This window comes from Haloarcula sp. CBA1115 (assembly GCF_000827835.1).
GTDB classification, from domain to species: domain Archaea; phylum Halobacteriota; class Halobacteria; order Halobacteriales; family Haloarculaceae; genus Haloarcula; species Haloarcula hispanica.
Window position 1 is genome coordinate 2,040,800 of record NZ_CP010529.1, and the last position, 13,547, is coordinate 2,054,346.

At 63.9% G+C, this 13,547-nt stretch carries 16 protein-coding genes; 6 read left to right on the forward strand and 10 right to left on the reverse strand.

Annotation, left to right across the window (positions count from 1 at the left end):
• Positions 1-93: 93 nt before the first annotated feature.
• Together SG26_RS10185 and SG26_RS10190 are read left to right on the forward strand one after the other, a co-directional pair.
• On the forward strand, positions 94-642 hold the full coding sequence (locus SG26_RS10185) for a hypothetical protein (RefSeq protein ID WP_014039445.1): 549 nt from the start codon (positions 94-96) through the stop codon (positions 640-642).
• Positions 643-727: 85 nt separating this feature from the next.
• Entirely contained in the window at positions 728-1,195 is a 468-nt protein-coding gene (locus tag SG26_RS10190; protein ID WP_014039446.1) for a DUF5812 family protein, read from the forward strand.
• A 26-nt stretch (positions 1,196-1,221) separates the two neighbouring features.
• Here the strand turns inward: SG26_RS10190 and SG26_RS10195 are convergent, their stop codons facing one another.
• Positions 1,222-1,536 carry a hypothetical protein gene (locus SG26_RS10195; protein WP_050037514.1) on the reverse strand — a complete coding sequence of 105 codons (315 nt, stop codon included), beginning with the start codon at positions 1,534-1,536 and terminating at the stop codon, positions 1,222-1,224.
• Between the two features lie 101 nt (positions 1,537-1,637).
• On the opposite strand from SG26_RS10195, the gene secF reads away from it, so the two are divergent.
• Both secF and SG26_RS10205 read left to right on the forward strand, forming a co-directional pair.
• Positions 1,638-2,525 (forward strand): protein translocase subunit SecF, encoded by an 888-nt coding sequence (gene secF, locus SG26_RS10200; protein WP_014039448.1) that lies wholly within the window; start codon positions 1,638-1,640, stop codon positions 2,523-2,525.
• Entirely contained in the window at positions 2,522-4,156 is a 1,635-nt protein-coding gene (locus SG26_RS10205) for a preprotein translocase subunit SecD (RefSeq protein WP_014039449.1), read from the forward strand. The genes secF and SG26_RS10205 overlap by 4 nt, the downstream gene beginning before the upstream one ends.
• A gap of 55 nt (positions 4,157-4,211) precedes the next feature.
• Here the strand turns inward: SG26_RS10205 and rnhB are convergent, their stop codons facing one another.
• From rnhB to SG26_RS10220, 3 genes are all read right to left on the reverse strand, one after another.
• Complete coding sequence (gene rnhB, locus SG26_RS10210) at positions 4,212-4,847, reverse strand: ribonuclease HII (protein ID WP_050037515.1); 636 nt, start codon at positions 4,845-4,847, stop codon at positions 4,212-4,214.
• A 58-nt stretch (positions 4,848-4,905) separates the two neighbouring features.
• A complete protein-coding gene (locus tag SG26_RS10215) occupies positions 4,906-6,183 on the reverse strand; it encodes a tRNA pseudouridine(54/55) synthase Pus10 (RefSeq protein WP_050037516.1) in 1,278 nt (425 codons plus the stop codon).
• A gap of 84 nt (positions 6,184-6,267) precedes the next feature.
• A complete protein-coding gene (locus SG26_RS10220; RefSeq protein ID WP_050037517.1) occupies positions 6,268-7,383 on the reverse strand; it encodes a mechanosensitive ion channel family protein in 1,116 nt (371 codons plus the stop codon).
• A gap of 89 nt (positions 7,384-7,472) precedes the next feature.
• Between SG26_RS10220 and SG26_RS10225 the strand changes: the two genes are divergently transcribed.
• Complete coding sequence (locus SG26_RS10225; protein ID WP_050037518.1) at positions 7,473-8,285, forward strand: undecaprenyl-diphosphate phosphatase; 813 nt, start codon at positions 7,473-7,475, stop codon at positions 8,283-8,285.
• 15 nt (positions 8,286-8,300) lie between these two features.
• On the opposite strand, the gene SG26_RS10230 is transcribed toward SG26_RS10225, so the two are convergent.
• Positions 8,301-8,906, reverse strand: a complete 606-nt coding sequence (locus tag SG26_RS10230) for a DUF4382 domain-containing protein (protein ID WP_014039454.1) — start codon at positions 8,904-8,906, stop codon at positions 8,301-8,303.
• Positions 8,907-9,096: 190 nt separating this feature from the next.
• On the opposite strand from SG26_RS10230, the gene SG26_RS10235 reads away from it, so the two are divergent.
• On the forward strand, positions 9,097-9,963 hold the full coding sequence (locus SG26_RS10235; RefSeq protein WP_008311015.1) for a CheF family chemotaxis protein: 867 nt from the start codon (positions 9,097-9,099) through the stop codon (positions 9,961-9,963).
• Positions 9,964-10,219: 256 nt separating this feature from the next.
• On the opposite strand, the gene SG26_RS10240 is transcribed toward SG26_RS10235, so the two are convergent.
• The 5 genes from SG26_RS10240 to SG26_RS10260 form a co-directional block, all read right to left on the reverse strand.
• Entirely contained in the window at positions 10,220-10,444 is a 225-nt protein-coding gene (locus tag SG26_RS10240; RefSeq protein ID WP_014039455.1) for a hypothetical protein, read from the reverse strand.
• Between the two features lie 215 nt (positions 10,445-10,659).
• Entirely contained in the window at positions 10,660-10,875 is a 216-nt protein-coding gene (locus SG26_RS10245) for a hypothetical protein (RefSeq protein WP_014039456.1), read from the reverse strand.
• A gap of 54 nt (positions 10,876-10,929) precedes the next feature.
• Positions 10,930-11,403, reverse strand: coding sequence for a universal stress protein (locus tag SG26_RS10250; protein WP_014039457.1), 474 nt, complete (start codon positions 11,401-11,403; stop codon positions 10,930-10,932).
• 4 nt (positions 11,404-11,407) lie between these two features.
• Positions 11,408-13,078 carry a cation acetate symporter gene (locus SG26_RS10255; RefSeq protein WP_050037519.1) on the reverse strand — a complete coding sequence of 557 codons (1,671 nt, stop codon included), beginning with the start codon at positions 13,076-13,078 and terminating at the stop codon, positions 11,408-11,410.
• Positions 13,075-13,509 (reverse strand): DUF4212 domain-containing protein, encoded by a 435-nt coding sequence (locus SG26_RS10260; protein ID WP_014039459.1) that lies wholly within the window; start codon positions 13,507-13,509, stop codon positions 13,075-13,077. Before SG26_RS10260 ends, SG26_RS10255 begins: the two co-directional genes overlap by 4 nt.
• Positions 13,510-13,547: the final 38 nt, after the last annotated feature.

The window sequence follows — 13,547 nt, forward strand, 5'->3', positions numbered from 1 at the left end:
CCCGAAGGAGGCGGTGGGTAGCGGACGCGGGTCCGCTCTCACCGCCGGTCGGACAACACCGCGCTTAACCACGCGCTCGCCTAACCCATCGGCATGACAGACGCGACGGCAGAGCAGTCCGTCACAGCCGACGCCGACGACGACCGGCCCGAACCGTACAACGGCCTGCCGGGTGCGTTCCCATACGCGTTCCGGGCCAGCGACTCGCTGCTGTTCAAAGCCTACGTCCCGGTTGCGCTGTTGCTGTCTGTGGCGATTACGCTCGTGTTCTCGTTCGGACTGATAACGCAACTCGCCGAAACCGGGAGCGTCCGCGGCGGCACGTTCACCTTTTCGCGGAGCTTCTTCCTGTTCATCGGACTGTTGCTGGTCGCGCCGCTGCTGGCCCCAGTGCTCTCCGTCGCGCGCCGCCACCGACGGACCGCGTCCTCGGTCGCCTACGACCGCGCCCTCGCGCTCTCGGCGTTCCTGTTCATCGGGTCGATATACCTCGCGCTGTTGACCTCAGCGCCGGCGGAACTTCGCGAGCCGACACAGAGCGCCGTCGTCGGGTTCTTCTACTCGCTGCCCCCGCTTGCGGGCCTGGCCCCGCCGCTGCTCGCGACGCTGGTGATCTATCTGACCCACCGGCTGCTGAAGTAGCGCTGCCGGCCCACTGCCACGGGGCGACACTGCAGTCCGTCCCCGGGTCGAAACGGGCAAGAACGCCCGTGCCGAACGTATCTCTATGACAGCCACTGAAGGGACATTTCTGGTCACGAATGCTGATGACGCGTCGGCGACGCTTCGGAACGTCGCGGACTCGCAAGTGCTGACACTGTCGGACAACCCCGGCGTCGAGGCCGGCGAGGTCGTGGAGGGGACAGTCGAGCCGGAGCCGCCGATGGAGGTCACGTACACCGTCACTGAAGTCGCCGAGCGGCGACGCATTCCCGTCGAGACGGTCGACCTCGCGCCGACGGCGCAGACGACCGAAATCGCGGCCGAACAGGCCCCCGGCGAGCTAACGACGGTCGAACGCGCCGGCGAGGGCGAGGTTCACGTCCTGACGGTTCCGGACGACGAGACGGACGAGGCGGCGGCGGATGTCGTCGACGACGAGGCCACCCTCTCGCGGGCGGCCAGGCTCGGCGTCGACCGCGTCGAGGTTCGGACGGCAGAGGGCGTCGTCAGCGTGCGTTACCTGCCGGACTGACGCGTTCTCTCGTCCGCTCCAGTTTCCTATTCGGTCGGTCCGGCGGCGCTCTGGACCTGCCAGCCGCCGGCGATTCCGCAGGCCTCGCGCTCGGTGTAGACGAACGCGGTGTCTTCGATCACCGCGGAGCCGCCGTCGACGGATTCGACCTGGAGCGGGAAGTCCAGCGTGTCGCCACAGCAGCCAACGCCGACAAACTCTGTCCACACGTCGCCCGGTGTGGCGGTGTCGTGTGTCTTCCGGAGGTACGCGCGGAACGGCGAGCCGTCGATTTTGTCGCGACCCCAGCCGCTGAGGTCCGCCGGATAGGAAAGTTCGACCCTGGTTGCGCTCTCGGGCATAGTCGGATATACGTGATAAACTGCCATAGATGTACGGCACGGCGGATGTCAGCGGCAGTGATTGAGAAGGCTTATTCGCCCCCGTCTCACACCGTTCCGTCATGTTCGAGTTCGAGGTCCCGGAAGTCGATTACACCCAGTATTCGAACCGCCAGCTGGTGGCGGTTCCGCTGGTGGTGCTTGCGCTCTCGCTCGCGGTCATCGGTGGCTGGTGGGCTGTCACCGGGGCACCAGTCGACCGGGGCATCGACTTTACTGGCGGGACGGAATTAACGATAGGGACAAACGCGACGCTCACAAACGAAGACATCAAAGCCACATTCGATGAGCCGGTTGTTTCGGTGCAGGGTATCACGACGACTTCGGAATCCACCTACGAGAATCAATATGTCGTCACGTTCGATAATTCGGCCAACGTGTCTTCGGTTCGGTCCGCTGCCCAGTCGGCAGAGGAACTGACGCTGTTGGGGAGCGGAACGACATCGCCGCTGTTTGGCGGGCAAAACCAGCGTCTCGCAGTCATCGGTGTCGGAGTTGCGTTCCTCGGGATGAGCCTGCTCGCCTTCGCCTTCTTCCGTACATTCGTCCCGAGTATCGCCATTGTTATTTCGGCGTTTTCCGACATCATGATTCCGCTCGCGATAATGAACCTCCTTGGAATCAAGCTTTCACTGGGAATCGTCGCAGCGTTCCTCATGCTGATCGGGTACTCTGTCGACTCGGATATTCTGTTGAATAACCATGTTCTCAGACGTTCAGGCGGGTTTTACGAATCGACGTACCGTGCGATGCGAACCGGTGTGACGATGACATTAACGTCTATTGCAGCGATGACCGTGATGGCGGTCACAGCGACACTATTCGGGATTGGCCTGATGGCCGATATCGGTCTGATACTGGTTCTCGGACTGACGGCAGACCTAATGAATACGTATTTACTCAACGTTACGCTGCTTCGCTGGTACAAATATGAGGGGGTAAACCGATGAGTACTCTTCGAGAAAATTGGCGAGTCGCTCTACTGGTCGTGCTTCTCCTGACCAGTGCTATCGCGCTATTCGTTCCCGGTGTCCCGCCGGGAACGAGTGCCGATGGACCGACCGACGAATCTGCCCCAGAAGCGGGCGAAGCCGAACAGTTGACAAACCTCAACTACGGTATTCAGCTCAGTGGCGGAACCCGACTTCGCGCCCCTATCGTCGGCATCACTGCCGAGAACGTCAACGTGACACAGGCGGATTCGACACAGCTTGAGCAAACAGTGGCCGACGAACTTGACCTCGACACGGTAGACGTCCGAGTCCGACCTATCACCTCCGAGCGAAGCACGGGGGCTGTGGAGGTCGTTACAAAGAACGTCACGCATCAAGAACTCCGAACGGCACTCGAGAACAACGGGTATCAGCCGACTACCGTACGTGACGGCGTGACCCCGGAGACGCGTCAACAGATGGTCGAAGCTGTTGACGAGAAACTCCGGACCTCAGCGCTCAGCGGTGCGTCAGTCCAGATCGTCAACGTTCCCGGTGGCCAACACTTCGTCAGTATTACTGCCCCAGACCGGGACCGAGAAGAGCTCGTCGACCTGCTGAACGAGCGCGGGACCGTCAAAATATACGCCGTGTATCCCGGCGGTGAAAACGGGACCTTCGTCCGCGAAGAAGTGCTCAAGCGGTCTCAGATGAGTGATATCTCGGCTGCGGACAGGGAAGGCGTCGGTTGGGCTGTGTACATCACAGTCAGCCCGGATGCCGCCGACGAGTTCTCACAACGAATGGTCGATGCCGGGTTCGGCGACGGGGCTCCGTGTGGAAACTACAACCATTCGGATATTCAGCAAACGACTGCCGGTGGGTCGGCAGACCCAGCACTCGCAAACGACGAACCTGGCTGTCTGGTCCATACGTTAAACGGTGAGGTTGTCACAGCCCGGGGTGTGACGCCGGGCCTCGGCGAGAGCTTCGCCAGTGGCGAGTTCGCCAACGACCCTGTGTACGTGATGCAAACTGGAAGCTCGGAAAACCCCGCTGAGACGGCCAATAAAATCGAGCTGAACCTTCGTGCTGGACAGCTTCCGGCGCCGCTCGACCTCTCTGAAGACTCCGGCTCGTCGCTCGACCCGGCGCTTGCAGAGCGGTTCAAGCAGAATTCGCTGTTGACCGGATTGCTGGCTGTCCTCGCAGTCAGTCTCGTGGTCTACGTGCGATACAAACGGGTTGAGGTCGTCGTCCCGATGGTCGTCACGGCGCTGTCGGAGGTGTTCATCCTCCTCGGGTTCGTCGCCTTCGTCCAGTATCCGCTGAACCTCTCGCATCTGGCCGGGTTCATTGCGGTTATCGGCACGGGGGTGGACGACCTCATTATCATCGCTGACGAGATTCTCCAGCAGGGAGAGGTCGAGACGGGACGCGTGTTCCAGAGCCGCTTCCGCAAGGCGTTCTGGGTCATCGGCGCGGCCGCGGCGACGACCATCATGGCGATGAGTCCGCTGATGGTCCTACCACTCGGGGACCTTTCCGGGTTCGCCATTATCACCATCGTGGGCGTCCTCATCGGCGTACTCGTGACGCGCCCGGCCTACGGTGATATCCTGCGAAACCTCGTGCTGGACGAGGACTGAGCGGCTCTTGCTTTCTGACTGACACACCCCACGTTCGCTGTCGAACTGTACCCGTTCAAAAGTCGCCCAGCGACGCCTGTTCTGCCGCCGCCAGCACGTCGTCACACGTCGACCACGAGCGGCGAGCACACGCCGGTAGCTCGCCGTGGCGGTCGACGTAGTCCGCCAGGAACGCCCGCGTCGTCGGGTCGCTGGGGTAGCCCGACCCCACATCGCCGTACTCCTCGGCTAGGTCCGCGACGTGTGCGTCGCGGGTGACCTTCGCGACAATCGAGGCGGCACCGACCAGTGGGTCCGTCTCGTCTGCGCCGTGTTCCGCGGTCACCGCCACGTCAGTATCGACCGCGTCCGCGACCCGGCGACCGAACCGCGCCGCGTCGGTGTCGCCGGCGTCGACTGTGCCCGATAGACCGTCTCGGGCTACTGCCGATAGCGCCTCTGCCTGCCCGTCGACGGTCAGCGTGTTCATGTCCGTCCCGTCCGCGTCGATGCGTTCGACCGGAATCTCGGCGATACCGACAGCGTCGGCCGACTCGCGGATGTCGCCGGCCAGTCGCTCGCGGCGCTCCGGCCTGATGTCCTTCGAGTCGCCGACACCATCGGGTAGAGCCGCCGGGTCGGCCCGGACAGCGGCGGCGAACATCGACCCCAGAACCGGCCCTTTCCCGGCCTCATCGACGCCAAATCGCATGACTATCCTCTGGACGGCGCTGCAAAAACAGCTTCCGATTGGACGGCGGCCCAGCGCGTTACTCTCTGAGGAACTCGTCTTTCGCGAACGGTTCGTCCTCGCCCTGCACGTCGATTACGTCGAGCGCCGTCACCACGGCGTTGGTCTCAAGCAGGCCGGCCAGGCTCGGCTCCGTGCGCCCCTCGTCGCTGGAGACGAGTTCCTTCACGTACAGGCCGCCCTCGCCGTGGATGCGGAGTTCGGCGTGGCGGTCGTCGGTCAGTTCGCCCTCGGCGTCGTACACCGTCCGCGTCCGGGTGATGTCGGCCCGGCGGTGGGTGACCCGCTGGGGCGTCTCCTGCTGGATGGTCGCACCGTCCAGTTCCACCAGTGCGTCCTGTAGGGCCTCGGCGTCGACCGCATCGCCGAACTCCACGTCCATCCGGTAGGTCTTCGAGGCGTCCAGTTCCTTGACGCGCTCGACCATCTCGTGGGTCGCCGGGTGGAGGTCCGTCACCTCGACCTTCCCATCGGCGAAGGCGTTGATGTCGGCTTCGAGTTCGTCGGCGTCCACGTCGCGCTTGCGGGGTTCCATCACCTCGATGACGAACGGGCGGCCCGAATCGAGCATCCGGGCGTCGACGTCCTCGCGGCCGGCGCCGTGGAACACGGCCTCCTCGCCGTCCATCGCCTCGCGGACGACGGGCGCGGACAGTTGCTCGACGCTCTCGTCGTAGCGGTAGCCGCTGCCGCCACAGCCGTCGCAGGGCTCGCCCTGCCACAGTCCGGTCCCGTTGCAGTCGTTGCAGGGCCACTTCGTCTGGGGAATATCGCGTTCGAGCTTGCGGTAGCGGCCGTAGACGAACGCGGAGTTGACGTGGGTCTCCACCTCATCTGTCGCGAGGTCGAGCGTAAGCTGGACCGCCGGACGGCCGAACTCGACCTCCGCACCGGTCAGGTCGCCGATCCGTTTTCCGACCTCGCGGTTGAGTTCGGTCTTCAGCGCTTCGCCGGCGTCGGGGTCTAGCCCGATGTCTTCCCGGAGCAGTTCGTCGTTCTCTTCGAGTAGTGGCGGCACCTTCGTCCCGACCTGGTAGGTGTCGAACTCGTAGCCGCGGACGGCGCTCGCGGCCTGTTCGGCCCACCAGTCGAAGCGGTCGCATTCGTTTTCACAGACCCAGCAGTCCTCGCCCGCCTCGAAGGGGTCGTCGTCTGCGAGCGCAACCGTCACCCGCAGGGCGTGGCCCCGTTCGGCGTTGGCCAGCCCGAAACTCCGGTCGGCGAAGAGTCGGCCGAGACAGGAATCACACAGCGGCCCGGTGGCAAGCGCCGCACGGGCGTCCTCAAGTATGCTCATTGCCTGAGCCGACGCGTCGCCACCGTAACTGCGTTTCGACCTCTCGGTCACCCGAGTCGGTCAGCCCTGCGACCTTGCCTGCGCTCACTTGCCAGCCATGCCGCCGTCGTCTGTGGCTTTGCCTTCCGACTGTGCTTGGTCGAACAGTTCGCCCGGAACCTCCTCGGCCGAGATGGAGATGGACCGCTGGGGGAACGGAATTCCGATGTCCTCAGCCTGGAACCGCTTGTAGATCGCGCTGTTGAGCTCGTGGGTCGCACGGGCTGTCAGGGCCGGGTTGCTGACCCAGCACAGGAGCTCGAAGTTCAGCGCGGAGTCGCCGAACTCCCGGAATCGGACCCGCGGATTCGGCCGTTCCTGCACGAGGTCTTCGGCCTCGGCTAGTTCCAGGAGAATCTCCTCGACGTGGTCGATATCCGTCCCGTAGGCGACGCCGACAGGCACGCGAATCCGGCGCTTGCGTCTCGGCGTCGACTCGTTGATGATGGCGGCATTGTTGAGCTTCGAGTTCGGCACAGTAACGAGGATGTCGTCGCGAGTACGGATGACTGTCGAGCGGACAGAGATGTCCTCGACGCGACCGCGCTCGCCGGTCTCCAGAACGACGAAATCGCCGACCGCGTACGTCCCGTCGAGATACAGCGACAGCGAGCCGAAGAAGTTCGCCAGCGTGTCTCGGGCCGCCAGCCCGACAATGATGCCCATAATCCCCGCCGAGGCAAGCAGTGGCGTCACGTCGATGTCCCAGAGGACCAGTAGGAGGAGGACGCCGCCGCCGGAGATGAGCGCGCTCCAGACGTTCTGGAGGATAGGGACCATCTGGCGGTCGATGTACGCCGAATCCGTCGCGATGGTTGATGCCTGGCGGCCGATACGCAGCAGAATCACCATCCAGACGATGACGACCAGCGAGAGCGTCCCGGCTTCCAGCGAGACGGCGACCGCCGGCCGGATGTCATAAATCTGTGCGCCAGCGTACGCGCCGCCGAGGCCGACTGTGACGTACACGGCGGTGTGGATTCCACGGAAGACGATGTCGTCGACGTCGCCCTCGATATGGGGTGTGACCCGTCTGAGCAGTCGGTCGCCGAGGACGCGGATAACCAGCGCGAGCGCGACTCCGCTGCCGACGAGCACGAGAAACCCCTGCCAGGCCGGTAGTCCCGACAGCAGGTCTACCACCCCGCTTCCCAGTTGCATACCCCCGTTTGGACACCAGCGCTATATATACTGCCACGTCGACGGCCCGAACCGAACGGCCTTTGTCCCGCGGCGTCCGCTCCGTGGGTATGAACCCGATTCTCGTCGCTATTCTGCTGGGCCTGCTGCAAGGGATACTGGAGTGGATTCCGGTCTCCAGCGAGGGCGGCGTCGCCCTCGCGTCGACGGTGGCCACTGGCGTCTCCCCGGCCGCCGCGACCCGTCTCGCGCTCTTTCTCCACGCCGGGACAGCGGTCGCGGCGACGGCCTACTACCGCACCGAAGTTCGAACCATCCTGCGTTCGATCCGAGAACTCTCCCGTCGCCCGTTCGCCGACGAGACGGCGGACCTCTCGTTTATCGTCATCGCGACGGCGGCGACCGCCGTCACCGGTCTTCCCGCGTATCTGGTGCTCGACGCGGCTGTCTCAAATCTTGAGGGCGGGCTCTTTCTGGCGCTGGTCGGCGGCCTGCTCGTCGTCACCGGTCTGCTCCAGCGGTTCGCCGCGGCGCTATCGCTTGGTGAGCGCGAGATTCCGGACGGGGTCGACGCCGTGCTGGTGGGCGTCCTGCAGGGCCTGGCTATCCTTCCCGGTGTCTCCCGGTCCGGGACGACGGTGAGTGCCCTGCTGCTCCGAGGCCACGAAGGCGAGTCGTCGCTTCGGCTCTCGTTTCTGCTGTCGATTCCGGCCGCGCTCGCCGCGAACGTACTGGTCCTCGTTGACGACGGCGTGCCGGCAATCGACCCGCTGCCGGCCGTTGTCGCCCTCGCTGTGAGTGCCGTGGTCGGCTACCTCACCGTCGATGCGCTGGTCCGCCTGGTGCGACAGGTCCCGTTCTGGGCGGTCTGTACGGTGTTTGGCGGGCTGGGCGTCGTCGGCGGGCTGCTCGTCGCGCTGTAGCGACCAGAGGGCGGCCTACTCCTCGTACTCGACTTCGGTGCCGCTGGCGACCGGCTGAAGGATGTACTCGCCTGTCTGGCCACGCTTGACCGGGGTGAAGTCGGCCGTGAACACGGTGCGGGTATCCGCGCGGATTTCGTACTCCTGCGTGAACTGTAGCGGCGCGTCGCCGGGCGTATCGACCGTCGCGTCACCGCCCTCTGCGAGCGTCCCGTCGACGCCTGTCACGTCGAGCTGGAGGAACTCGTAGGTGTCAACCTCGAGTTCGGTCTCGTCGACGAGCGAGGTGTTGCCGTCCTGCAACTGGACCAGGTCGGCTTCCTGGGCCTCGTCGAACTCGTGGTACTCGCGGGCGTCGCTCGTGTCCGCTGTCGTCGATTCTTCGGTCGCTGTGTCCTCCTCTGAGACTGGCTTTACCCAGATACCGGCCATCGTGATGACACACGATTCGAAATCAGCGATGTCGCCCGGCTGGTCGGTCACCTGTGTCGCGAGCGTGCCTGTTTCGGTACCGCTCCCGGAACAGCCGGCGAGGCCGACCGTGCTCGCTGCCGCGAGGCCGCCGGCGGCTTTCAGATAGTCGCGTCGAGACGTCGTTCCTGACTGCTGTGGATCGTGCATACACTGTTCTACAGCCGTCCCAGGGTAAAGGAGCCGGCAGATAGTCAGGCCGATTTCAGCCGAGTTTCGCCCGATTTGCCGGCAGTGAACGGTTTCTGGGTGACACAGACCGGGTGGTATCGACCAGTGCCGTGCTGGCGACGATGGAAGTTATTTATCCCTTGGCATCAAATCTGTAGTACCAGCGGCCATGAGTGGTGACGAACGCAAACTAGTCGACACATCGGGGGACTTCCAGTACGTCGTCCGCGATGGCGACACGGTGACCGACCCGAAGTGGCGTTCCTGTCGACTCATCGTCACCAACAAGCGACTCATTCTGGCGACGAACGGCTCGAAACAGCCTATTCCACACTCCAACATCACCCTCCCGTCGAACCCCGACGATCTGGTCCCCGACGGCGGGACCGGCGGTGCAACCGCGCTGGAGGTCGGCAACAACGTTCTGCTCGTCGACACGCCGAACCTGGACGACTTCGAGACGGAGTACGTCCGCGCCACGCTACAGGGCGAGGTCATCCTCGCGCGACAGCAGGCGGTCGTCGGCGGCGTCGTTCAGGAGGACGCCGAGTGGAGCAAGGCACGGTTTCAACTGGACGATGACATCATCCGCCTCCAGTTCCCCGGTGGCAAGAGTATGTCCTTCGAAATAGAGGACGTCGGAACTATCGAAACCGGGACCAGTACCGTGATGGGCCAGGAGCGGGAGGTCATCGAGGTCGAACACACTGACGACCAGGACCGCAGCGTCGAGACCCACATCTCGGGGATGGACCACCACACGCGGGCGCTGAAGACGCTGTTCACCCGCGTTATCGAGGACCGTGAGGACGATTACGAACTCTCGGAGATGGAGAGCCAGGTGTTGATGGCGCTGTACTCCGGTGTCTCTCCCTTCGAGATGTCTGATTTCGTCGGAACGACGCCCGACGAGGTCGAGGAAATCTATCAGAAACTGCTTGATATTGGGGCGGTTGACGAGGTCCGGGTTCGGACCGAGGTCGCGTTGAACGCGCAGGGGCGGAATATGGCGAGTGAGGCGATGAGTGAGAAATAGCGAGGGGCCGACCGGAGGGAAGGTCCTCGGATAGCGAACGAGGAACGCAGTGACTCGTGAGCGGCGTGGCGCTACGCGCCTCTGAACGATTTTCCCTGACGCCGAGCCAACAAAAGTCGGGCGAGGACCGATTCTGATCCGGGGCAGTGGAGCGGTACCGCCACTGCGACGCGTGGCTTGCCTCTAGCGGTGGTCGGGTTCCGATGTAGCCCAGTCAGTACAGCCGGACTCGTGCCCTGCTTCCGTCTCGCCGTTTTCACTCACGCAGGTACTCGACGTCCTCAGCTTCCGTCACCGACACCCCGTCCGGGAGGTCCGACTCCGGGACCGGCGTCAGGGTGAGGACTTCACCCGCCTCGGTCTGTACCCACTCCTGTCCTGTCGCTTGACTCCAATCGTGTGGTTCCCAGAACCCCGACTCAAAGCGCATCCAGATGTCGAGACCACTGTAGTACTCTCCCGTCGAACTTTCGTATATCATTGCTGAACTCCACAGCGTCTGCTGCCGTCGAAAGAGTCAATGCACCTACATGGTCTTATTAGTACCGGCGAGACCGAAATTCTACGGCCTTGAGAATAGAGGGGTGCTTGGATGGCCCGGGTACGGCGGTGATTCAGCCACTATCCGTGTATGTTTCACAAACCCCTCGTGAACTGGCTGTGAATCCGTCGCCACCGTGACAAACGGAGCCCGACCTACTGCTGTTCCATCGCCAGCTCAAGCGACCAGAAGAAACCGTAGTACGCGACGACGCCGCCGGCGAGCGTCAGGTAGTAGACCCACTGCGGAGCCGACAGCAGGTCGAAGATGACGCTCACGGCGGTTACCCAGGCGATAGCGAACACGAGGTCGACGAACATCCCTCGCTTGTGGTCGCGGACGTGGTCGCGGAGGGTGTCGACGACGCTCATCGGCGGCCTCGCGAGGTCCGCAGCGATTGGTGTCGATTCAGTGCCATGGTACTGTCAGTCTTCAACGTCCGTCTCGCCGTGGACGTCGACGACGAGCACCGGCAGTCGCGTCCGGCGGAGCACTTTCTCCGTGACGCTGCCGAGGATGACGCGCTTCAGTCCCGAGCGGCCGTGGGACCCCATCACGACGAGGTCGATGTCGTTGTCCTCGACGAACTTCCGGATGGCGCGGGCCGGTTCGCCGGCGGTGATGTGCTCTTCGACTTCGAGGCCGTGTTCGGCGGCGCGGTCGCGGACGTAGCCGGTGGCGTCGTCGGCGTCTTGCTTTATGTCGGTCATCTCCTCTAAGTTCCCCTGGCGGATGCGGTCGACCTGCTCTGTCCCCAGCGAGTAGCTGGTGGCGTCGACATCCACGACGTACAGCGCGTGGACCGTTGCGCCGTACTTCGAGGCGATGTCGACTGCCTGGTCGACCGCGTTTTCGGCGGTTTCGCTGCCGTCGGTCGGAACGAGAATGTTGTCGTACATGGGTTTAGTCGTCTGCGGGGGTGCCGCCGCTGGTGCTGTCACCGACGACGTCTGCGGCGGTTTCCTGTTGCCCCATCGGCTCGGGGCTGTGACACTGTCGAACCATCTTCTTCGTCTCCAGGGGCGGCTCGGGCGTCGCCAGCGAGACGGCGATGGTGACGATGAACACGACCGGCGTCCCGATCAGCGCAGCGCCGATGGGCGGGACGTACTGGGCGTATATCGGAACGAGTGCACCTCCCTCGCCAGCGGCTGCGCCGAGCGCACCGATGTAGTTCGGCAGGACGCTGTTGATAATCGAGGTGATCCAGATGAGCAGGCCGAGCACCATCCCGGCCAGCGCGCCCTGACGGTTCGTGTTCTCCCACCAGAGGCCGAGGAAGAACATCGGGAACAGGACGACGCCGGCCAGCGAGAACGCGTAGGCGACCAGTTCGCCGATGAGCGCCGGTGGGTTGAACGCGGTCACCGTTACCAGCGCGCCCATGCCAATGATCGTCCCGCGACCGATGAGCACCTGCTGTCGCTGGGTCGCGTCGGGGTTGATCAGTTCGGTGTAGATGTCGTGTGCGACCGCGGAGGAGGCCGTGATGAACAGCCCGGCAGTCGTCGCGATAGCCGCGGCCATCGCACCGGCCGCGACGAGGCCGACGAACCACGTCGGGAGGTTCGCGAACTGCGCGGCAAGCACGACGATCACGTCACCCTCAGCGCCGGACATGCCGCCTTCGGCGGCGTAGGCGCTCGCACCGGTCGTCGTCTGGAAGAGATCGACGCCGAAGGCCGCCATCGCGGGCGAAGCCCAGTAGAGCAGGAGGATGAAGAACAGCCCCCACACGCAGGACCAGCGAGCGACGCGCTCGCTTCTGACCGTGTAGAACCGGACGAGGACGTGCGGGAGGCCGCAGGTCCCGACGATGAGCGAGAACGCCGTCGCGATCCAGAGGTAGAACGGCTGGTTCACGAACGGTGCGGAGAACTCGCGACCGAGGTCGGCGATCAGCGCGCCGTACTCGATCTGTGGAAGTATGGTCGAGTAGCCCTGCGAGAAGCCGACCACGTACACGCCCGCGAGGAACGCGACGATGAGGATGGTGTACTGGACGGCCATATTTTTCGTCGCCCCCAGCATCCCCGAGAGCGCGAGATAGCCGACGGTGATGGTCATCATCACGACGATCATCGGGATGATGTCGAGGCCGAAGACGTACTGACCGACCAGCCCCATGCCGCGGGCCTGGCCGACGGAGTAGACGTACGCGATGAGTAGCGTGGTGAACGCGGCCAGCGCGCGGGCAGTTGGCGAGTTGAACCGGTCGCCGACGAAGTCCGGCGCGGTGTACTTCCCGAACCGGCGCATCTGCGCGGCCAGGAAGATGAGCAGGATGAAGTAGCCGGTCGTCCAGCCGACGATGAACGCTAGGCCGTAGAAGCCCGAGAGCGCGACCAGCCCGGCCAGCCCGAGGTACGAGGCGGCGGACATCCAGTTCGCGCCGATGGCCATCCCGTTCTCGATGTTCCCGATGCCGCGGCCGGCCACCCACATCCCCTCGGTGTCGGCCACCTTGAAGACGTAGCCGATGACGAGGAACGAGGCCATCATCAAGAAGACGATGATCGCCGGAACGAGTTTGAACGAGATGTCCAGCGCTTCCGCCTGTAACGGGACCGTCACTGCTCGACACCCCCGTCAGCGGCCGTCGCCTCGCCGGTCTCGGGAGCCGTGCTCTCGACGGAATCGGGGTCGATACCGTACTTCTGGTCGAGTCGGTCCCTGTAGCGGGTGTAGACGACTGCCAGGATGAGCGCACCCGTTGGCGCGCCGAGCGAGACGAGGAAGTAGTGCAGCGGGAAGCCGAATATGGGCGTCTGCACGGTCATCATCTCCGGCGCAAGCGCGGTCAGCGTCACCGGCCCGAACACGACCAGCGCCCAGAGCACGAAACTGCTCCAGATGATCTTCAGGTGGTCGCGCATGAACGGCGTGCTCGGCCGTAACAGGTTCACCTCCCTGTCGAGGTAGTCGATGTCTTCGTGGGCGGCCTCCGTGCCGCCATCTGAGTGGATAGTTGACTCTTCTCGATCCGCAGGCGTGTCTCTTGACATGGGTTGATAGGTTGAAAATTCGTGGTGCTGTTCGCCGC